This is a genomic window from Synechococcus sp. OH20, from assembly GCF_047502685.1.
GTDB lineage: Bacteria > Cyanobacteriota > Cyanobacteriia > Thermostichales > Thermostichaceae > Thermostichus.
Genome location: NZ_JANSIQ010000052.1, coordinates 25,842 through 46,911, shown reverse-complemented (window position 1 = coordinate 46,911; position 21,070 = coordinate 25,842). Strand labels below are relative to the sequence as shown.

Genomic DNA, 21,070 nt, shown 5'->3' with positions numbered 1-21,070 from the left:
CTTGCAATGGCAGCGACTACCTTGCTGAGCCGCCGGGCCCGGCAGGGATCAAGCCGGCTGCCAGGTTTCCAGGCGGTAGGCGCTGTCCCAAAACAGCCATTCCAGGCGGGAGGCGGCTACAAAAGCGGCGGTCATCTTTTCCCGCATCGCCGCTGTGGTCTGCGCAGCCAAGGAGTCGGTGAGGTTGAGGGCCTGTTGCACCACCTGGGCAAATTCTTCCCCCGCGTAGGTGTCGATCCATTGTTGGTAAGGATTGTTGGGCTGGGCGGTGCGGTAGATGGCGGATCCCACCTCGCGATAGATCCAAAAACAGGGCAGCACGGCGGCCATGGCCACCTCATAGGGATCCAAGGCAGCCGCAGCCAATAGAAAACGGGTGTAGGCGAAGCAGGCAGGAGCGTAGGTTGTCTCCGGCTGGATGTCGTAGAGGCGAAAGTAACTCTCGTGCAGGCTGCGTTCGGCCACAATGGCCCCCAGGGCAAAGTTCAAGAAACTCACCACCCGCTCAGCCCCTTCAGAACGAGCCCCGATCAAGGCGAGGGCGCGGGCAAAATCGGTGAGATAAAGAGCATCTTGCTGCAAATAAAACTGGAAGCGCTGCCGCGAGAGGCTGCCTGCCGCCAACTCACGGTTAAAGGGGTGATCCAAGATCTGTTGGTAGATAGGCTCGATCGTCTGCCAGAGGTGGGTGGTAAAAGACATGGTGGCTCTCTCGCGGCGGTTTCTCTGGAAGTTCGTTTGCAATTGGGTTGAGACCTCTGGGAAAACTCTTGGGTCGCTCTGTAGCCAGGAAACGGGACATGGGCGCCGTCTTCCCGTCGCCATCCCCAAAAACAACGGTTTTTGAAGTTATGAGCATCGGAATCTAGGCTTCCGGCATAAGGGGGCGGAAGCCGTGCTTGCGAGACAGTTGACCGATTAGATCCAGTTTTTCCAGGGTGATCAAGTTGCGGCCCCAACTGAAATTGGTGTACAGGCCCTCAAACTCCAGCAGCATCGACTCGGCGAAGCAGGCAAAGAGCTGACGGGCCGGGTTGGCCACATTCAAAAACTGCATGATGTTCCATTCAATATCCAAAGAGTGCTCCACCATCCCCCCGTCAATGACGTAAAGTCCCTTTCGTTGCAAGTTAGAGGCAATGTTTTTCGGGTAGCCGCCGTCAATGATCACGCAGGGATCCGGCAACACCTGCGGATCGAGGGTCATGCCTTGGCTCATGCTGGCCACCCAAACGATAAAGTCGGCGCGCGGCAGGGCCTCTTCCAGCGAACAGATCTCCCCCTGCTTGAGCTTGGCCTGCAACTCTTCTAGGCGCCGCCGCTCCCGGGCGATGAGCAACAATTTGCCCAGGTGGGTGTGGGCTATCAACCACCGACAGATGGCGCTGCCGATATCTCCGGTCGCCCCCACCACCGCAACCGTAGCGGCTGCCAAGTCCATGGCGTAGCGCTGGGCCGCCAACTGTAGCTGCTGACAGATGATGTAGGCGGTGTGGGTGTTGCCGGTGGTAAAGCGTTGGATCTCCAAGTCGATGTTGCGGACTCGCCTGAGACTGTCAAGGCGGAAATTCTCGAAAATAATGCTGCTAAACCCCCCCAGAGCGGTGATGTTCAGGCCGCGCCGCTGGGCCAGAGCCATCGCGTTCAAAACTTTCCGACAGGCCGCCTTCACCCGTCCCCCCGCCAACATTTCCGGCAAGAAACAGGATTCGACGTACTGCCCATAAATCTTTTGGCCGGTAATGCTGGTTACCGTAATCTCGTCCACCACCTGCGGGGGAGCCATGCACCAGAACTCTAAGTCGCTCTCCGCATATTCGGAATAGCCCAGCTTGTCTGCCACCCGCTTCGCATGAGCCAGGCTGGTCAAGTGCCCGATCAGGCCGAACATAGAGGTTTACTCGCTTGCATGACTAATGGATCGCATCAGGATCCCATCAAAACACGTCCATACGCGGGAGAGGTAGGGATCCCCGACAGCCGGGCTGAAACTCCAGTCCAGCAGCAGAGGATGGATACCGGGTTGGGTCACGCTGCCCGCAAACCCTGGGCCGAGAGGCGCATCACCTCGCGGGTGCTGAAGCCGATGTTGGCCAGCGCCTCGCCATAGGCAATCATAAAGTCCTCGACGATGGCCTCGCGATCCATATAGATGGCTTCCACATCCTCGTCTACCTGCTGCAGCATCTGCCAGACCAGGGGCAGGTTCTGGGCATTGGCCGCTTCGATCTGAGCTTTGACCTCGGCAAAGTGTTCGCCCAGCCAGCGCTCGCCAAAGTTCAGGTGCAAATACTCGTCTTTGACCACTCCCTCGGTGATCTTGCGGGCAAACTCATCGGCAACCGGGATGTAGATGTTGTAGGCGGCAATGGCAAAGCACTCGATGATCAAAGACTGAATGACAAAACAGGAGACCAGATCCCCTGCCGCCGCGGCGCTTTGGAAATTGTTGCGCAAAGGGGCGAAGAAAGCGCGGGCAAACTCCCTATCCGGCTCTATTTGCAGGTTTTTGCCGCAGGATTGGAAGCCTTTCATGTGCCGCAATTCCATTTTGGCCAGCTTGCGCAGCTCTTCTGCTGCTTCCGGCAGCAGTTCGGCCAGCTTGAGGTAGTTGTCGTGGGCTTCTTGTTCCCCTTCGATGACAATGCCATTGATGCGGGAGTAGGCCTGCCGATAAACCGCGCTGCCGTAGTCCAGGGTGGTGCCACCCTCGCTAGCCAAGGGCTGGGGGGGATTGGGCAGGACGTTCGCCGGGGCCATACTCATGCATCTCCTCTCGCTGTGGTTTGGCTGTTGTGGATTGTTGGTTGCGGATGTCCAGCAACGGCATCGCTCTTCTAACAGGATAGCCGTAGCTGCTGCAGAATGGGTGGGATCCCTTCTGATTCAGGATAGGGGTCTGCTAGCGTGAGTGCTCAGGTGCCGTTGGGGAGCCTGCTGTATGTCTGCTCTTGGGGATGGCCTGAACCAACTGCGGCAGTTGCTGGTGGAGTTGGAGGAACAGTCCCTCGATCAACCGATTGGCAGCGCCGAGGAGGTGTTGCAGGCGATCGAGCTGGCGACGGCTTTTGAGCTGTTCGAGGCGGAAAGCAGCCGTTTGCTGCTGCAGATTGTGGCCAATCTCTGGGATCGAGTACGGCAACAGGATCTGTCTTCAGAAGAGATTGAGACGGTCTCGGAGAAGTTGCGGGCGGTGGGCTATACCCATTCTGAGATCCAGGAGATCCTCGATCTGGAGCCGGAACTCTAGGCTTGCACCATGCCCAGCTCTGCCGGGGCGACATCTGCTTCTATTTGGGTGGTGCTGTCGTAGCAGGCCCCGCGCAGGTTGGCCAGCTTGAGTTTGCACTGGGCAAGAAGGGATCCCTTTAAGTTGGTTCCGGTGAGGTTGGCCCCCGCCAAGTCCGCTTGGCTGAGATCGGCACCGCTCAAGTCCGCTTCGGCCAGGTTGGCTCCACGCAAGTTGGCTCCCTGCAGTCGGGATCCCTGCAACTTGGCCTTTTCTAGATTGGCCAGGCGCAGGTTGGATCCCTGCAGATCGGCTTGGCTGAGGTCGGCACCGCTCAAGTAGGCCCGCTCCAGATTGGCAGAGGCCAGCTTGGCCTGCCGGAGAATAGCCCCCCCCAAATCGATCCCGGCCAGGTCGGCCCCGGCCAGGTCAGCCCCGGTTAGTTGGCTGTTGCTGAAGTCGCGCTCGCCGCTGCCGTAGCGTTGCAGCAGCTCTGCCCCAGTTTCTACCATCGCCGTTTTCCACGCCAGACGAATTGGATCCTACCCAGGAATGGAAGGGCCGCCAAGAGCAGGCTACGATGGGCGCAAGCCGTTTTCTGGGATCCCCACTTATGAGCTTGCCCCGTGTGCCCCGAACTCGCCCCCGCCCCAAACTGCGCTCGATCCCGCGCCGCCAAACCGAATCCGCTCTCTATGCCGAAATGCAGCAGCTCACCGTGGAAAAGCAGCGCCTCAACCAGGAGCTGGAGTCTATCCAAGAGCGGCAAGGGCAAATTCAGGCCCGGCTCCAGGAAATCGAGCAGGCCATGCAACACCTCCAGCAGCAGGCAGAAGCTTTTCGGGATCCTGCCCCCGCCTCTGAACCGGCCAAGCTCAGATCCCGTCCCTGCCGCTTCCCGCCCATGACCTTCGAGTATTGAGGGATCCCCACTTAAATCACATCGCTCCATTCTCAGAGAGCCCAAGCAACAAGTCAGAGGTTTTGTAGCTAGCTTAACTATTTGCTGCTCGTCTCCAGCCGACTCTAGAACTGCGGCCAGCGAACAGCTATTCTCAAGCCGGCTGCACACCTATTTGAACTTTCAGGTTTATGAATGCTTAGAGCGGGTAGGTTTTGTTGTCTTCGCCAAGACATCCCCCGGTCGCCGCAGGGTCAAGAAGGGATTGATTGCCTGAATGTTGGCCTGGGGATAAGCTTGCTGAACCTGCCCAAAAGTTTGTTGCCAGATAGGGTGCCCGTCAGTCCAGAGGGGATGGCGCACGATCCGCACTTCCCGTCCTTTATTTCCCGTCCACACCGGCAGCGGAAAGTCCTGAGGCGCTCTCTGGAAGCCTAAGTTTTCCAGCAGCGGCGGCAGTGCTCGCTCCACCAGGCGCCGCCAAGGATTCTCCTGACCTTCCCCCCAAGGGGTTTGCAAATCGACCGGCGCCTCAGCATCTCGCAGGAGGCGAGCCATATCCAAGGCCAGCCGCCAGTCCAACAGCCCGTGGTAAACCAGGTTGTAATAATCGCGCAAGCAGTTGTTGCAAGACGTGTCGCAGCCCTCTTGGTGCTGCAGCCAACGGTCGGCTAAACTGTTGGGCCGAGACAAGTCCTCCTGTTCTAGCAGCTTCGAGAAAACTTCCGGCTGGGCAAGGTAGAGGCAATACCCTGCGCCGTTCTCCAGCCTATCAAACAGAAAAGCCTGACCTGTTACTCGACCGGCCTCTGCTGTGGTCTGAAAGCTGGCTTGCAACTCGTCAGGATCCACATCCAGAAAAGCACAGGCAGCCGCCCGCAACCAAAACGCAAAAGAATACAAAGCTGCTCGCCCTTCCAAAGTCCTTGGGTCGGCAAACACGCCAGTTGGCCAAGTCTGAAAGCCGACCAGCAGCACATCAGTGCGTCGCTTGGACAGCAAGGCAATTCGATAGGTAGGGCCGATCCCTTTGACTTGTTCCCCTTGGGCTTGCGAATAGGGATCGAGGCAGACATAGGCTCCCGCCTGCTTCTGGCCAAAAACTTCCGCCGCTTGCAGCCGGAAACCACCCTCGCCGCCGCGATCGTTGACGATTAGAACGTTGCCGCTGCCACCCTGCAGGTGAGCGTTACCAGTCTTCGCTTCGCGCTCAAGCTCAGGCACGCCCAGGGTGGGCCGGCTAACGCGGGGTTGCCACTCAAATTGACCGTCGAAATCCCGCGGCTCCAAGGTGGTGAAAAAGCCTGTCGGCTCACGGGCATCGAGACAGCGGAGGGTGGGTTGCTGGCATACAGGACACGTTTGCTCCGGCAGCTTGGGCTCAGCCAAAGGAGGAGAAGAAAGGGGTCGCTGAGGCTGGTAGTCCTCGATCATGGCTTGGCAGTTGCGACAAAATCCCAACCAGCGGTTGGGTTGGCCAAGGGCAGGCACCAAACCGGGACGCGATTGCACACCTCCCTTGTGAGGCACCAACTCCACCAATCCGCAGGCAGTGTGCACCGCCCGATCTTTGACGATTTCTGACCCTGGGGCAAATTGGGCGATTGCCGTATCCAAGTTGCGATCGATGGTACCTTGGCTAGCTGACCAGCGGGTGTAGAGCAATCGCACCCCTGTAGGAAAGCCAAACATGGGCAAAATGCCAGCATTGGCCAAACGTTCGCTGAGTTGAGTTTGGCTGTAGGCATTGGAAGCGGCAATCTCGCTAATCTTATCAACCAACTCCTCGCCAATGTAGCGATACAAAGCTCGTTGCTCGTTTTCTGAAATGTAAGTTTGCTGGCAGAGTTGGGCGATCGCGTTCTGAATCTCCTGGGGATGGCTGGCAATCCATTGGCGAACCGACGGTTCCACCTTGGGCCAGTTTTCAGCTAGGCCAAATTCGCCGTGGACGCTGGTCACGTCTTCAAGATCCGCTGCGGCAGATAGATCTTGCTGCGAGACTTTCTGAAAAGCTTGCCGCAAGACTTCTTTCGCGACGACGCGCTGGGCAATACTACGGCTGCGCAGATCGATGTAAGGGGGAGGTGGCGGATCGCCGGTGATGGCCTCGGGGCGCTGAAAGTAAAAATCGTCGTGGCTGCGACCCCGGCAAAACGTAACTGCCAGGGAGATCCCTGCGCCGCGCCGCCCGGCTCGGCCCACTCGCTGCTGGTAGTTGAAACGGCGGGGCGGCATGTTCGCCATCATCACCGCCAACAGCCCGCCGATGTCTACCCCGGCTTCCATGGTGGTGGTTACGCTCAGCAAATCAATCCCCTGAGCCAGCGGTATTTCCCCTTCCAAAAATACGTCCTGAAACCAGCGCTGCCGTTTGAGGCGCTCCTCTTTGTCCGTTTGGCCAGTTAATTCGGCAGCATTCATCCGAAACGGTTCGTTGTCAGGGTCGGAGAGGTAGGCGTAGTAGTCCAAGTCGCGCGGCAAGCTACTCGGCTGCAGTTTGATGGCCTGCGAGTCAGAGCGTTGGCTGGTGTTGCGACCGCTGCTGCATTCGGGGCACCATCCCCCCGCAGCGTGCAAATAAAAGGCGCTGCACTGAGGACAGCGATAGCCTTGAAGACCTTCGCGAGAGACGGGCACGAAGTAGAGGCGATCTGGATCCAAAACCAGTCTGCCCGAGCTACTGCGACAGATCTTGCGCAACTCCTGCTCGATCTGGGATTTCAGCCCTAACTTTTCCAGGTATCGAACCACATACTTCGGCAATTCCCCGTTAGAACCACCCTCGTAGTACCTAGAGAATCGATGCCGCTTGCGAATTCCCAGTTGACGAATGACTGCACTCACAACATCTTGTAGCTCTGGAGGAACTTGAGCCGTAACATAGCCCTGGCCAAAAGACTCAATGTTTCTGACCGCATGGGCAAACAGCGCGAACATCATTTCATCGGCCAAGTAGGCATTGAGCTTGTCCAGGTGTTTTTCTTGCTCTGGAGTCGGGCGGTCGGCTCTTCGTGTTATTGGGTTGTTTTGCCAGTTGTAAAGCTCCGTCCAGTGATGCCGATCCTTGTTGATGGCATAGTAGAGGGCGCTAAAGGACATACCACCAGGGCATAGTCCCAACTGTAAGAGGCGGTCTGCCAGAGTGCGTCGAAGCTTGAGGAGTGGAACTTGCCCGGGGTAAGACTCGAGCATTGCTAGCCATTGTTGGCGTGCCTCAGGATCGGCCGGCGGCATGTCCTGCGCCCAAAACAATGCCTCGGTAGCAAGGGTAGGCTGCAGATTGGCAAAGCGATTGCGTGCCGCCCAATCCTCCGCCATCCGCTCAACGTCTTCCAGCAGCTTGGGATAGCCGCGCAACCGTTGCTGCCGTTGCTCTGGGGTAGGTAAAATGCTGCGCAGAAAAGCCCGCAGGTCTTGCCAGTACTCCCGCGCCAATCGCACCAGCAACAAGCGCACCATATCGCGGTAGTGATCCATTTCCATCCCAGCAGCCAATTTGGCGGCGTCCTGGCGGCTATCGGAAAAAATCACCAGCTTGCGGGATTGCGGCGTCGGCATTTCCCGCAACAAAGCGCCGGCAATCACCTGACAGGCTTTCTGAAATCCAGTGCGATGCACACGTAGCGGGGTGGGATAGGCTTCGCGGCGGGCGCGATCGGTATCGCAGCGCGGGCAACGGGTCGGCAAGGCAGGCTGGTTCTCGGCCTCTACTTGGTACACCCAGCCAGGAACCTCGCCTTCTTTAGGAGGTGTCTTCTCTTTGTTGAGTTCGCCCGTAGCGGGGTTGAGTTTGGCCTCGACCCACCGCCGCTTGACTTTTCCAGCGCTCCACTCCAGATCTTGCGGCTCGGTCGCCCAAGGTTCTGGGTCATGGGGGAGGGGCCAAAAAACGCGATAGTTCCCGGATTTTTGGGTGAGGCTTACTAAATCGGGAATGCCTTCTAGATCAGGTTGATCGGGAGTGAGGATAACCGACTTGCCAGACGAGTAAGCATAACCCCCTAGGAATACCTCCCCGCAAACTTCGCAGACGATCAAATCCAGAACCCGTGCCCCGCAGTCGCAACTGAGGCGGTGCTGGCTATGTAAGGCACCGATAGGCGGAGGGGGTTGGTTGTCCTCTTGAGGGCGTTGGGCAACGCTGCACTTGGGGCTGCTGCACGCCCACAGGCCTTGCAGGTTGTGAAAGAAGAGGTGGCCGCGCACGGGCTGGGGCGATCGCCCATCTTCTCGCTTCGCTACTGCCGTTGCCATCAACAGTCCCCGCAAGGCCTCAGAGACCAGACCGCCTGCAGGCACGGGTGCGCCTGGAAACAGTTGCTGGTCAACTTTTTGGATGGGGGTGGCGCGCACGCTGCCGCTAGCCTGCCGACAGGCCTCCCGCAGCGCATCTGCAACGTTGAGTCCCTCGAGGCACTCCCCCAAAGCCTGCTCTGGGGATCCCAAGCTGGGATCGCCGCCCAAAGCCCGCACCAGCCTCGTCAGGGCTTCTTTAGTGACTGGGAGAGGGCGCAGCGGCTGGAGGGGATCCGGCTGCACATCGCTGGCAAACTGAGCAAAAGCAGCTTGATGCTGACGCACTTGTGCTGGCGCCTTGGGAACCGGAGGAACTTGTTCCCCGGCAATCACCACAAAGCGATCGCGCCCAACAAACTCCCGGAGAAACTTGCGGCCTGCCTCGCCCTCTTCCAAGCTGGCACTGGTGGTCAAAACCTGCAGTTGTTCTGAGTTGACTGTTAGCCCCAAACGGTACAGCAGTAAGCGCAGCAAGTAGGCCACTTCTGAGCCTGGCGTCCCTCGGTAAGTGTGCAACTCATCGACCACGAGCAAGAATTTGCGCTCGCGATTCTCTTGCAGCCACCTTTTCGTTTGCTCGAACATCCCGGCCTCGATTTGCCGCATCAGCATGATGTTGAGCATGGAATAGTTGGTAATCAAGATGTCCGGGGGATGCGCTTGCATATCCCAGCGCGAGCGCATTTCTCCTCCATCCAAGCGCGGAAAGTAAAACCTCAAATCTGGGTCTTGGCTCTGGACGGCAACCTTTTCCTGCTCCGCTTGCAACTCTCGCAATTGCCGGGCTAATTCCTTGACCTTATCGGAAGTGGGATAGCCGGGGAGGGGGGTCTGACCCGTGTAACGACCGAAGGTGATGCGATTGCAACCCCGCTCGCGATCAAGCCATTCATGGGTTTCTGGGCCATCCAACACTTTGCGCAACCGGCGCAATTGATCCTCCACCAAAGCATTTAGGGGATAGAGAATGAGCGCCCGGATTGCCGCCGGTCGTTTTTGCTCTTGGCGCTGTGGCACCCAATTTGGATTGTCTTCCTCCTGCCACCAAAACGTATCCCCGCTTTTAGACATCGGATCCCAACTACGGGATTCCCGCGCAAGGTGGGCTAGAATTGGCAACAAAAAACACTCGGTCTTGCCGGAGCCAGTTCCCGTCGTTACCACAATATCCTTTTGATCAACGATGGCTGCTTTCAAACTCTGCCATTGGTGCTCATAGAGGGGTAAGTTCGGGAACAAGGAACGACCGAGGTAGGCCAAGTCTTCATAGCCAGCGGGTAAATCTTTTGCTGCTTCCTCGAGGGTTTTGCCAGAAGAAGGGTAGACGGGTGTGGGCTCCAGTAGAGGAGGAACACTGAGCAGAGGATGATCAGGGCTGTAATGCAAGTGGCGATCGCGCTCGGCGCTAAGAGCAGGATACCGTAAGGGAAAAGCACTCTTAATGTAAAGCTGATAGATTCGATCCAATCGCTGATAGGTGCCGATGAGGTCGTACATGATTTCTCCTTGGCTTTGGGCAAAAACCTTAGCTATTTCTCCAAATCGAGCAGCGGCAGCCGCTCGCCGATGATTTGCCATGCAGTTGGCGTAATGTTCTGATAAACCAGTTCCTCTGTTTCAGGTCTGTAGCAAGGCAAACAGCCGGATTGCATGACCAAATAGCGTTCGTAGGCTAGCGGCCAGCGCTGGCTGATAGGGATCGATAATTCTCGGCTATTTGGGTCGTACTTAACTGATAGGTTTTCGGAAGCAAGGCGAGTCAAAGCCAAAAAACGTAAGCCGTACCACTCGCCGCTGTACCACCTGTCTTGCTCGCGGTCGTAGAACAGGGCATGCTGTTGTGGGGATCCCTTCTCATGCAATTCGTAGAAACCTGTTTCCTCAGCAGTCGGCACGTCTGCGAAGTGGCTCCCATCATAACGCTTCAGCCGATAGCGGTGGAGTGGCACCCAATCGACAACGTCCAGTGTAGCCACCCAATTGTCCCACTGGGGAGGAGCCTCGACCGGGCGGATGCCTAGGGTAGGGTAGCTGGCTCGCAACTTGGCGATCGCCGTGGCAACATCAGTCTGCAGCTCGAACTGCCAGCAGGGTGGCACATCCTTTCGAGATTGGGGGATCTCCTCAAGGCGACCCAATTGCTGAAGATCTTTCTGGAGAGCTGCATTCCGCTGACCGTACAGCACGTAGCAATTTTCACCGACCGGCTGCAAGGAAGGCGGCTGCATCTGCCAGCGTCTGCCATCTCGAGCCACCGTGAGATGCCCCAGCAATTGTAGCCGACGCAACAACCGACGTGGTTGGGGTAGGTCTAGGCGATCGCATACGGCTTGAAAGGTTTCCCAAGAACCGGAACCGGCTGCCGATAGCCACCAAAGCAGTTGTTCGCACGCTCGAGAGCGATCGCTTTCTGCCGACTCAGCTATAGGTGTTTCCAAACGAAATGGGTTGACTTTAGGCAGCCGTTTGACTTCGAAATACCTTATAGTTTGGATATCCTGCTCTAAATCGTAGGCGATACCCACCATGTGTCGAATTTCTTCCCAGTAAAATTCTTGCCTTGCAGCCTTATTAATACCGCTTATTGTTTTAAGAAATTTCTCAAGATTGTCTTTTTGTCTGGATTCCCAATCAGGGCGTGCCTTCGGATCAATACCCAAGTAGAAGTAGTACTCGCCTTTTTTCTTGATACCTTTCTCAATTCGAACATGAGATATGACATCTACTAAATTTTCTTTAGCAATTCGCTTCTGTAAGTGCTCTAGCAGCTTTTGTGGCTTAAATTTCTTGCAATGAGTGTGAAAGAGCCAGTAAATCAGCTTAGACATAAGATCATTCTCCTACTACACAAGCTAATGACAAATCATCCCAATTCAGAATCTTTAAAGAGCGTTCCTGGTGGGCAGTTCCGCTCCGAACTTGGATTCGATAAGTACCAGGAGGTAAGTCTGCTGGCAAATCCCAAGGCTGGTTGGTAGAGCGATGGTCTCCTTGAAGGTATATGTTCCCAGTGACCACTTCAGTCAGGGTCACCGCTGCCGTAGGCTGAAATCCGTACACGGTCACCTGTGGTAAGTGATCCTTCAGCCAAGCCCGTCCTTGGGGTACCCGTAATCCGCCACTCAAGGCAATGTGCAGGCGATCGCGCGGCTGCAAGGCTTCTTTCAACTCGGGATGTTGTAAAAACAAACCGTCCCATACGGGGGCCAGCACCTGACATTCTTGGATTTCCCACCAGTCAGAAGTTTCGGCAAACGCAGGCTGGCGCTCGCCCGACCATTGCAGCAGGCTTTCTTCGCGCAGCCGCTGCAAATCCGGCCACAGGGCTTCCCGAAACAACACAGTGAAGTGACTGCCAAGTTTGGGCGCTCCCCAACTGGCTAGAGCACCGGACTCAGGGTTCTCAGGATCGGGCACCAAGACCCAGAAATCTCGAGCCGGCAGTTGGAGCTCCCGCAAGTGGGCATGGCCGCGAATAGGCCAGGCTCTCCCCTCAGCTAGATCGCCAGCAGAGAGTGGCTTGCCAACGGGGTAAAACCAACCTGCGCGCTCCAAGCGCAGGCGACCTAAGTTTTCTACCGTCACCTCTGCAACTGGCCAGTGACGCGGCAGCTTGGGATAAAGGTAGTATGCTGGATCCCCCCACCGATCCTCGGTGCGATACAGCCCCGCAGTCAGACGCGTGGGGGGCTGGTACGCTCGGCTAAATCGTTGCGGTTCCGGGCGTCCTGCATCCAACCACTCTTGATGGACGGCTAGGATTTCGGCGCCCAGGACTTCGTGTCGCTGGCGGTCGTCCAGCAGCTCTGCCAGATGTTGGTTTAGGTTCTTTTCGCTCGCCAAATCCACCAGCAACTGGGTTTCGCTGCGGGCCGTAGTCCACTTTTTCTCGTAAAACATGCGACATAACTTTTGGGTGTCCGCCTCCCGCAGCAAGGCCTGGGAAATGGGGTAATTCAAATACCGGCGCGAGCCTTCCCCTGGTTTGGCGGTGGCAATCCATCCTTTTTCCTCTAGCCACCGGTTCCACTCCTGCCACAAGCTTTCTTCATCTCCGGCTTTCATCCCTATCGGACGGGTGTCGCCAGGTATTTCCAACCGTTGGCAAAAATGGGTGAAGAAGTCATTGGCATCCAGCTTGTCATCTCTCATCATGTCGTTGGCGGCGAGTACCATCAGCGCCAAGAAGGCCACCCCTGCCGGTTCGGACGATCCCTGGTTTTGCAAAGCCGATAACTGCAGCCGATTGCCATCTGCCACCTGGGCGCGCACGGCTTGGCAGAAATCCTTAACTGTGCCTAGGCCCAGACCTGCTAAAACTTTTTGATCTACACTAAGGTAGACTGGCGTGTTGTAAGGAACTCCCAGTGTTGCCCATTGAATAATGGCTCGGTTCCAATGAGCGTATTCATCGCGCAGCGCCACAATGACCTCGCCCTAGGTCGCTTTCTCAATCCTAGGCAGGTGTTGAATACCCAGTTTCCTATTTTTCGGATTCGTTAAGAAGCTTCAGGTACGCTGTATCTCTTTGCGCTCTGAATCTTCAGAAACGGAAGCAGCTAAGTAGGAGCAGTCGCCAATGCCAGCAGCCGCTCGGCAACAACCTGGGGAACGGGCATCACCGACAGGCGCGTGCCTCGTCGCACCACCTCCAGCTCATCGGGGGTGAAGGCAGCTCGCAACTCGGCCAAAGGGATCAAGCGCTCAAAGGCGGCAACAAAGTGCACCCGCACCGTGTGCCAGCGGGGATCCGCAGGGGTTGACTTGGGATCGTAGTAGGGGCTGGTGCGATCAAACTGGCTGGGATCGACCACCTGGGTTTCTCGGATCTCCATCAGGCCGGCTATGCCGGGGGGGTTGGCGTTGGAGTGGTAGAAAAAGGCGCGATCCCCAACCTGCATGGCTTTTAGGTAGTTGCGGGCTTGGTAGTTGCGCACGCCGTCCCAAAGGGTTTGGCCCTCCCGCTGCAGATCCCAGATGCTGTAGACGCTGGGCTCCGATTTCATCAGCCAGTAGTTCATGGGGCTTGGGAAAAATCGAGGTCTAGGCCAGGGATCCTGCCACAAAGTCCACGAAGTTTTGCAAGATCTTCAAACCAACCGGGCCGGACTTTTCGGGGTGAAACTGGGTGGCCAACAAAGCGCCGCCGGCAATGGCGGCCACGCAGGTTTGGCTGCCGTGTTGGGTGGTGGCGGCCACCCAGCTTGGGTCGCTGGGCACGGCGTGGTAGGAGTGGACAAAGTAAACCCAGCTTTGGTCGGGGATCCCTGCCCAAAGAGGAGACTGGGGCTGGGTAAGGTGCAACTGGTTCCAGCCCATGTGGGGGATGCGCAGGCCAGGCTCCGGTCGAAAGCGCTGCACCCGCCCCGGCACAAGGCCCAGCCCTGGCTCTGTCCCTTCTTCGCTGCCCTCGAACAAAACCTGCAGCCCAAGGCAAATGCCCAAAAAGGGCTGCTGCCGCCCGATTGCTGCTCGGATTGCCTCTTCAAAGCCCCGCGCCCGCAACTGCTGCATGGCCGGGTCGAAAGCCCCATCGCCGGGCAGGACAATGCCATCAAAAGCCTCCAGCCCAGCCGGCTCTGTTACTAGCTGCACCTCGGCCCCGGCCCGCTCCAGCCCTTTGCAAGCCGAATGCAAGTTGCCGGCATCATAGTCGATCACCGCCAGGCGCACGGCTTTCATGGGATCCCTTTTCCTAAAGCGTTTAGGAGCCTACCAGTATAGTGGTTTTAGCAAGGTAGGGAGCTATGGTAGTTGCAGCATCTGAGGAAAACCTTATCCTCTCCACTCAGCTTGGCTGGCCCGCAGCAGCCTATCTGCACATCCCCTTCTGCCGGCAGCGCTGTTACTACTGCGACTTTGCCACCGGCCTGGGCACCCGCGAGCTGATGGAAACCTATGTGCAGAGGCTCTGCCAGGAGATCGGCGGCGCCTACCGCTACCGCCATTTGGCCGGGGATCCCCAGCCTTTGACCAGCATTTTTTTCGGCGGCGGCACCCCTTCCCTGCTGACGGTGGAGCAGTTGGGCCGGATCTTGGCTCAACTGCGGGAGAGGATCCCGTTTCATCCCAACTGCGAGATCTCGCTGGAGGCCAACCCTGGCACCCTGACGCGGGAGCAGTTGGCGGGCTACCGGGATCTGGGGGTTAACCGCATCAGCTTGGGGGTACAGGCGTTTCAACCTGAGCTGCTGGCCGCCTGTGGCCGCCTGCATGGGGTGGAAGAAGTTTACGAAGCTGTGGCCGACTTGCAGGCGGTGGGCTTCGATAATTTCAATCTGGATTTGATCTTTGGGCTGCCCTACCAGACCTTGGAGCACTGGCAGCAATCGCTGCAGGCTGTTCTTGAAATCAACCCGCCCCACGTCTCCATCTATGATTTAACGATTGAGCCGGGAACCCGATTTGGTCGGATGTACCGACCGGGAGATGCACCTTTGCCCACTGAGGAAATCACAGTTGAAATGTACTTGATGGCGCGAGAGCTGCTCACCCAAGCAGGCTACATTCACTATGAGATCTCCAATTTTGCCCGCCCTGGGTATGCCTGCCGCCACAACCGGGTGTACTGGGAAAATCGCCCTTACTTTGGCTTTGGCATGGGATCCGTCGGCTACGAAGAGGGACGGCGCATTCAGCAGCCCAAAACCCTTTACGACTATTTTGAGCAGGTGAAAGCCAAAGCCCACCCCCTCCCCCCGGAAGCATCCCCAGAGGAAGTTTGGATGGATACTTTGATGTTGGGGTTGCGCTTACAAGAAGGGCTGGATTTAGGCCATTTACAAGAGCGTTTTGGCGACAACAAGCTGAAGCAAGCCTTGGAGAGACTGGATCCCTATTTTGAGAAGGGTTGGGCCAGTTGTGAGGCCGGGCGGCTGCGGCTGATCCCGCCGGAGGGCTGGCTGTTTTCCAATGAGGTTCTCAAGGACTTGTTGGCTTGATTGCGTCGGCCACGTGCACAAGATCGCTCGGCAAAGTTTCCGACCCCACTTGGCCGGCAACTCAGGCTTTAAAGGGGGTAGGCTGTAGTCATTTCAGACTAGATTGAAACAGCTCCCAGGCGCTCATTTCCCCAAGCGCTCTTCGACCAGTTCCTCTCCCTGAGGCCCAAGCGCTCCGCGCCGCTTACGCGACCACCCCCAGCCCCTCTCCCAGCCCTCACCCCCAGCCCCTCTCCCTGAGGGAGAGGGGAGTTAGAGCGGCGCGTTCGCGACGGCGTTGCGGAGCAATAACGACGTAACGAACCGTTTCATTGCTGTTTGAAATGACTATAACCCTCACCCCTGCCCCCAGAAGAAGAGGGGAGTTGGAAATGTGAACGAACTGTTGCATTACCGTTGCCTTGCTGTGAGTCCAGCGATCCTGAATTTGGATGGGAATTGAGGGGGAAGGGACGGAGGCTCAACGGTTCCCTAGCGATAATTAACAAATTGCAACGCCACCGGGTAGTCCTGCTGCTTGAGCATTTGAATCACCGCTTGCAGCTCGTCCTTATCCTTGCCGGAAACCCGCACCAGATCCCCTTGAATGGAAGGCTGCACTTTCTTGAAGTTGTCGCGGATCTGCTTGGCGATCTGCTTGGCCAGCGTGGCATCAATGCCCTTTTTGAGGCGAACCACTTGGCGCACCCGGTTGCCGCCGACGCTCTCCGGCGGCTGGAAGTCGAAGATTTTCAGGGAGAGGCCCCGCTTGGCCGCTTTGGTGAGGAGCAGCTCCCGAATGGAGTTGAGGGCCATGTCGTTGGCGGTGGTGATGGTCAGGGATCCCTCCTCCAGCTCCATTTCTGTCTGGGTATCCTTGAGGTCATAGCGCTGTTTGATCTCCCGCCGGGCTTGATCCACGGCATTCACCAGTTCCTGCCGGTCGAAGTCGCTGACGATATCAAATGAGTAGGTAGAGGCCATAAACCCTATCTTCGCTACCGTTCCGTATCTTAAGCTCTCAGACCAAGCAGGGATCCCCAACCCTCAAAGAAGCTACAACAGGTAGAGGGATCCCTGTCCAGATTTGCGGAGAAGCAGGATGGCCGATGTTGTTTTAATTACAGGCGCTTCCGAAGGCATCGGCAGAGCCACCGCCTTCACCTTTGCCCGTGGGGGGTACCGCTTGGCCCTGGCCGCCCGCACTGCCGAAACTTTGAAGCAAACGGCCATCGACCTGGAGCAAAGTCTAAACGCCGAGGTCTTGGCCGTTCCCACCGATGTCACGCAGCCAGAACAGGTGCAAAACCTGGTGGAGAGAACCCTAGAACGCTATGGCCGCATCGATTGCCTGATCAACAACGCCGGCATCTGTATGAGCGGACCTTTTTTGCAAACCACCCTGGAACACTGGCAGGCGCTGATGGCGGTCAATTTTTGGGGCTACTTGTACACCATCCGGGCCGTGCTCCCCGATATGCTGAAGCGCAAAAAAGGTCAGATCATCAACGTGGGATCCATCGGCGGCAAAATGCCCCTGCCCCAAATGAGCGCCTATTGTGCCAGCAAGTACGCAGTCAGCGGGCTGACAGAGGCGCTGCGTCTGGAACTGCAACCCCACGGGATCCAGGTAATCGGTGTTCATCCGGGCATTGTCAGCAGCGATTTTCTCAAGCGAGCCATCTTTCTGGATGAGGGGGGGCCGGAGTCCCCTGCTGACGGCCAATCCCAAGCCTCAGGTGGGAAAGCCCGCGAGCAAATGCAACAGGCGCTGGAGAGTTTTTGGGCCAGCCGGCCAGAAGAAGTGGCCGAAGCCATTTGGGACGCCGCTTGCCAGTCCAAGTCGGAGGTGGTGGTGGGCATGGCCCAATGGGCGGTAGGAGCTTACACCCTCTTTCCCGGCTGGGTTGGCCCACTGCTCCAGAACATCCCTCGCTAGCCATCGGATCGGTCAGGCCCGGCAATGGCAGGAAGAGGGCCAAACTTAGGTATAGTGTGGGGTACACTTCAATACTGGTCTCACAGCAGAAGTATGGTTGAGTCTGCGCCTTCTCCTTCCGGCACTCAGCAGCACATCTTGATCGTGGAAGACCGAGATGGCCGCCGTACTCAGGTGCTGGGATCCGCCAAATACTTCATCGGTCGGGACTTGGCGAACGACATTTGTCTCAACTCTCAGTTTGCTTCCCGTTACCACGCCATGCTGCTGCGGGTTCCTGCCGAGCGAGAGGGAGAATATTGCTACCGCATTTTGGATGGGGATCTGGAAGGTCGGCCCAGCACCAATGGCCTGTTGATCAACGGACAGAAATTGACCACCCACCAGCTCCGGTCGGGAGATGTGATCAGTTTCGGCCCCGACGCCAAAGCCACCTACAAAATCATCAAGGCCCCGTAAGTCCCGATCTCTCCCAAGAGCACCATTGCCTGCGAACCAATAGCAGCAAGGCCAGCACCAAAGCCAGCTCCGACAGCAAGGTCGCTAAGGCCGCCCCCTGCCAACCCCACCTTGGGATCCAAACCGCATTCAAAAGCCCGTTCAGACCCAGTGCCGCCAGTTGCAGACGGCTGCGGGGCTTTTGCAGCCCGGCTGCGGTGAGCAGGTGAGACAGCAGCAGGTGGATCCCCTCCAGCAGGATGACCGGGCTGAGCCAGCGCAGGATGAGGGCCGTCTCTCGGTAAGCCGACCCCAGCACCCAGGGGATCCCGTAGGAGCCCAGCGCCACCCCCAGGGCGGCCAAACTGCCGTAGCCCACCACCCAAGGGAAGAGCTGCCAGGCGTAGTGGCAGCCTTGCCGTAGGCCCTTTTGCCCTTGGCGGCACAGCTCGGCAAAATGGCTGGTGAGCAGGGCGATCATCGGCGTTTGCGAGAAGTTGATCACCCGGTAGGCGGCGCTGTAGAGCCCTCCCGCTGCTGCCGAGGCCAGACGGGGCAAAAGCAGCTTGTCCAAATCGGTGAAGGTTTTTGCCGCCGCCAGCCCCACGGCAAAATCCCAGCCCGCCGCCAGCCGTTCCCCCAGATCTCTCCAGGCCAAGGGGGGAGAAGGCTTGCTCCACCGTCCCATCCCCCGCGCCATCAGCAGCAGCACGACCAGCACCATCAGGCCGTACAGCACGGCCCACTGCACCAGGGATCCCCAACCCAGAGCCACCGCTAGCAGCACAGCGCCAACCCGCCCCAGCGCCATGCCGGTATCGATGAGAGCCACGCCGGCAACCCGCTCTTGCCCGATCAGGATCCCCCTGTACACCTCAGGGATGGCGATAAACAGCAGGTCGCTCCCCAGCAGGATCCCCACCACGAGGGGGGAGATCCCGGCCAGCCAAAGGCTCAACAGAGGTGTTAACAGCAGCGTCATCCCCCCGCAGCCCAGCCCCGCCAACCACAAGCTGGGGCCGATCTCCTGGGCAGCCGCCGCGGATCCCCGGCCGCTCAGGCGCTGGATCAGCAGTTCCGACTGGCCCCAATGGCCAAACGGGGCGGCCAGGTTGCTGCAGGCCAAGATGGCGGAGAACACCCCAAAGGCTTCCGGCCCCAACAGCCGCGCCAGCAGGATGAAATAGGCCCCGGACAACCCCAGGCGCAGGCCATTGCCCAGCATCAGCCAGGCAGCCTGTCGTAGCCGCTGTTGTTCTGCCCTATCCACGGCAACCCTCCTGGACGAGGCTGGCCGCAGCCGGGGATACTGGCTGAGAGAGACCGCCCAGGCATTCAACCTTGTGCGCTGGGTGGATGGGTTGCAGCTTTATTCGGCAATTCTTCATGGCCAAACTTTACCCTGTTGGCAAGATCACCACATCCGCGGAACGGGATCCCAAAACCCTGTTTTCCCCCCACTCCAGGCCCCCCGACCCGCGCCGCGTCCTTCCCCCGCCGACCAGTAGCCCTCGCTGGCTGGGATCCCCGCCGGCCAAAACGGTGGGTCAGGGTTATCGGGCCCTGGTTTTGCTCCTGCTGGCCAGCGGCTTGCTCCTGGGAGGGCTGGGATCCCGCCTGGCCTACCTACAACTGGTGCGCACCCAGTATTACCGCCAGTTGGCCGATACCAACCGCATTCGCCTCTTGCCCCAGCCGCCGGAACGGGGGCGCATTGTGGATCGCAACGGCGTGCTGCTGGCGGGCAGCCAGCTCTCCCACTCAGTCTTCCTGTGGCCGTTGGTGCAGTCGCGGCAGGGCTGGCAGGAGACGATCCCCAAGCTGGCCCAAGCCTTGAACATGGCCCCCGAAGAAATCGCCCAAAAGCTGGAACAGGCCGGCTACCGCTCCCCGTTTCCCGTACGCATCCTGCGCAACGCCAGCCCCCAGGTGGTCATTCAACTGGAAGAGATGAGCCGCGAACTGCCGGGGGTGATGGTGGAGGCGGAGACGGTGCGGTTTTATCCCCATGGCGACTTGGCCGCCCACCTGCTGGGCTATACCGGCGAGATCTCGCAAGAACAACTGCGGGCCGATCCCAGCTATCGCTTGGGGGATATCGTCGGCCTGATGGGCGTGGAGGAATTGTTCGAGAGCCATCTGCGCGGCCAGTGGGGCGGGCGCCAGGTGGAGGTGGACGCCATGGGAGAAGTGCTGCGGGTGCTGGGAGAACAAGCCCCCCAACCGGGCAACACCCTGCAGCTGACTTTGGACGTACGCCTGCAGCAGGCGGCAGAGCAAGCCCTGGGCCAGCAGAAAGGAGCAGTAGTCGCCCTGGATCCCCGCGACGGCTCGATCCTGGCCATGGCCAGCTATCCCACTTTTGATCCCAACCTCTTTTCCAGCCGCATCACCCAAGCCCAGTGGGAGAGCCTGCAACAGCAGGACTTTCCCTTCCTCAACCGCGCCCTGCGGCCCTATCCCCCCGCCAGCACCTACAAAATCATCACCACCGCCGCCGGGATCGAGTCGGGGGCCTTTCCCCCGGATACGGTGCTGCAGACCGGCCCCTACATCCAGGTGGGCGGGTGGAGGTTCTGGGACTGGAACCGCGCCGGCTTCGGGCGGCTGAACTACCGCCAGGCGATGGCCTACAGCAGCGACACCTTCTTCTACCAGATTGCCCTGGGCACCAAGGCCGCCCCCCTGCAAGAATGGTCGCGCCGCTTCGGGCTGGGGCAATTGACCGGGATCGGCCTTAAGGGGGAAGCTGTGGGGCTGGTGCCCGACGCCGACTGGAAACAGCGTCACTGGCGCGAGCCTTGGTATGTGGGCGATACGGTGAACATGTCCATCGGCCAGGGATTTATCACCGCCACGCCGCTGCAGATGGCGGTGGTCACAGCAGCGGTGGCCAACGGCGGCTGGCGGGTGCGTCCCTTGCTCTCGCAGCAGGTGATCCCGGAAAGCCCCGTGCCCCTGCGGCAGAAGGTAGGTCTCTCCCCCGCTACCCTGGAGATCTTGCAACAGGGGCTGCGGGATGTGGTGGTCTACGGCACCGGCGGCAACGCCAACCTGGGGCCGGGCTTTCCCCCTACCGCCGGCAAAACCGGCACCGCCGAGGATCCGCCGCGGCGCTCCCACGCCTGGTTTGTCGGCTATGCCCCCTCCGACCGGCCCGAATTGGTGGTCGTGGTCTTTCTGGAAAACAGCGGCGGTGGGGGTGGATCCCGGGCGGCTCCGATCTTCCGCGAGCTGATGCGGGCCTACTTCCGACCTGAGTCATAAGTGAGCCGACCGGGCACAAAAATCATCTCCGCAGCCTCTTTTTTCCCAAAAATTGCCTCAAGCCCCCCTAAAACCCC

Annotated in this window: 17 protein-coding genes; 6 read left to right on the top strand and 11 right to left on the bottom strand. The window is 58.6% G+C overall.

The window, feature by feature from the left end; genetic code table 11:
• Positions 1-48: 48 nt before the first annotated feature.
• The 3 genes from tenA to NW826_RS10835 all read right to left on the bottom strand — a co-directional run bounded on the left by tenA (position 49) and on the right by NW826_RS10835 (position 2,760).
• Positions 49-702 carry a thiaminase II gene (gene tenA, locus NW826_RS10845; RefSeq protein ID WP_414510133.1) on the bottom strand — a complete coding sequence of 218 codons (654 nt, stop codon included), beginning with the start codon at positions 700-702 and terminating at the stop codon, positions 49-51.
• Positions 703-865: 163 nt separating this feature from the next.
• Positions 866-1,891, bottom strand: coding sequence for a long-chain acyl-[acyl-carrier-protein] reductase (locus NW826_RS10840; RefSeq protein WP_414332893.1), 1,026 nt, complete (start codon positions 1,889-1,891; stop codon positions 866-868).
• 137 nt (positions 1,892-2,028) lie between these two features.
• The gene (locus NW826_RS10835) at positions 2,029-2,760 is read right to left on the bottom strand and encodes an aldehyde oxygenase (deformylating) (protein ID WP_414332891.1); all 732 of its coding nucleotides are present in this window, start codon (positions 2,758-2,760) and stop codon (positions 2,029-2,031) included.
• A 181-nt stretch (positions 2,761-2,941) separates the two neighbouring features.
• On the opposite strand from NW826_RS10835, the gene NW826_RS10830 reads away from it, so the two are divergent.
• Positions 2,942-3,250: a hypothetical protein gene (locus NW826_RS10830; protein ID WP_414332889.1), complete on the top strand. Its 309-nt coding sequence runs from the start codon at positions 2,942-2,944 to the stop codon at positions 3,248-3,250.
• Here NW826_RS10830 and NW826_RS10825 read toward each other — a convergent pair.
• Positions 3,247-3,741, bottom strand: coding sequence for a pentapeptide repeat-containing protein (locus tag NW826_RS10825; protein ID WP_414332887.1), 495 nt, complete (start codon positions 3,739-3,741; stop codon positions 3,247-3,249). The two genes, NW826_RS10830 and NW826_RS10825, sit on opposite strands and share 4 nt — an antisense overlap.
• Before the next feature lie 101 nt (positions 3,742-3,842).
• On the opposite strand from NW826_RS10825, the gene NW826_RS10820 reads away from it, so the two are divergent.
• Entirely contained in the window at positions 3,843-4,151 is a 309-nt protein-coding gene (locus tag NW826_RS10820) for a gas vesicle protein GvpV (RefSeq protein ID WP_414510132.1), read from the top strand.
• Between the two features lie 168 nt (positions 4,152-4,319).
• On the opposite strand, the gene NW826_RS10815 is transcribed toward NW826_RS10820, so the two are convergent.
• The 5 genes from NW826_RS10815 to hisH form a co-directional block, all read right to left on the bottom strand.
• Positions 4,320-9,926 (bottom strand): DEAD/DEAH box helicase, encoded by a 5,607-nt coding sequence (locus NW826_RS10815; protein WP_414510160.1) that lies wholly within the window; start codon positions 9,924-9,926, stop codon positions 4,320-4,322.
• 32 nt (positions 9,927-9,958) lie between these two features.
• Positions 9,959-11,257, bottom strand: a complete 1,299-nt coding sequence (locus NW826_RS10810; RefSeq protein ID WP_414510131.1) for a hypothetical protein — start codon at positions 11,255-11,257, stop codon at positions 9,959-9,961.
• A 4-nt stretch (positions 11,258-11,261) separates the two neighbouring features.
• Entirely contained in the window at positions 11,262-12,854 is a 1,593-nt protein-coding gene (locus tag NW826_RS10805) for a hypothetical protein (RefSeq protein ID WP_414510130.1), read from the bottom strand.
• Between the two features lie 134 nt (positions 12,855-12,988).
• A complete protein-coding gene (locus NW826_RS10800) occupies positions 12,989-13,450 on the bottom strand; it encodes an EVE domain-containing protein (protein ID WP_414510129.1) in 462 nt (153 codons plus the stop codon).
• A 22-nt stretch (positions 13,451-13,472) separates the two neighbouring features.
• Positions 13,473-14,111 carry an imidazole glycerol phosphate synthase subunit HisH gene (hisH, locus tag NW826_RS10795; RefSeq protein WP_414336135.1) on the bottom strand — a complete coding sequence of 213 codons (639 nt, stop codon included), beginning with the start codon at positions 14,109-14,111 and terminating at the stop codon, positions 13,473-13,475.
• A 65-nt stretch (positions 14,112-14,176) separates the two neighbouring features.
• Here hisH and hemW point away from each other — a divergent pair, with 65 nt between their 5' ends.
• Positions 14,177-15,370 carry a radical SAM family heme chaperone HemW gene (gene hemW / locus NW826_RS10790; protein WP_414510128.1) on the top strand — a complete coding sequence of 398 codons (1,194 nt, stop codon included), beginning with the start codon at positions 14,177-14,179 and terminating at the stop codon, positions 15,368-15,370.
• 471 nt (positions 15,371-15,841) lie between these two features.
• Here hemW and NW826_RS10785 read toward each other — a convergent pair whose 3' ends face one another.
• Positions 15,842-16,333: a YajQ family cyclic di-GMP-binding protein gene (locus tag NW826_RS10785; protein WP_414335193.1), complete on the bottom strand. Its 492-nt coding sequence runs from the start codon at positions 16,331-16,333 to the stop codon at positions 15,842-15,844.
• A 118-nt stretch (positions 16,334-16,451) separates the two neighbouring features.
• Here NW826_RS10785 and NW826_RS10780 point away from each other — a divergent pair, with 118 nt between their 5' ends.
• Positions 16,452-17,288 (top strand): SDR family oxidoreductase, encoded by an 837-nt coding sequence (locus tag NW826_RS10780; protein WP_414335194.1) that lies wholly within the window; start codon positions 16,452-16,454, stop codon positions 17,286-17,288.
• Positions 17,289-17,381: 93 nt separating this feature from the next.
• Complete coding sequence (locus tag NW826_RS10775; RefSeq protein WP_414335195.1) at positions 17,382-17,747, top strand: FHA domain-containing protein; 366 nt, start codon at positions 17,382-17,384, stop codon at positions 17,745-17,747.
• Here the strand turns inward: NW826_RS10775 and NW826_RS10770 are convergent.
• Positions 17,734-18,996: a lipopolysaccharide biosynthesis protein gene (locus NW826_RS10770; protein ID WP_414510127.1), complete on the bottom strand. Its 1,263-nt coding sequence runs from the start codon at positions 18,994-18,996 to the stop codon at positions 17,734-17,736. The genes NW826_RS10775 and NW826_RS10770 overlap by 14 nt on opposite strands.
• A gap of 116 nt (positions 18,997-19,112) precedes the next feature.
• Between NW826_RS10770 and mrdA the strand changes: the two genes are divergently transcribed.
• Positions 19,113-20,993, top strand: coding sequence for a penicillin-binding protein 2 (gene mrdA, locus NW826_RS10765; protein WP_414510126.1), 1,881 nt, complete (start codon positions 19,113-19,115; stop codon positions 20,991-20,993).
• Positions 20,994-21,070 lie beyond the last annotated feature (77 nt).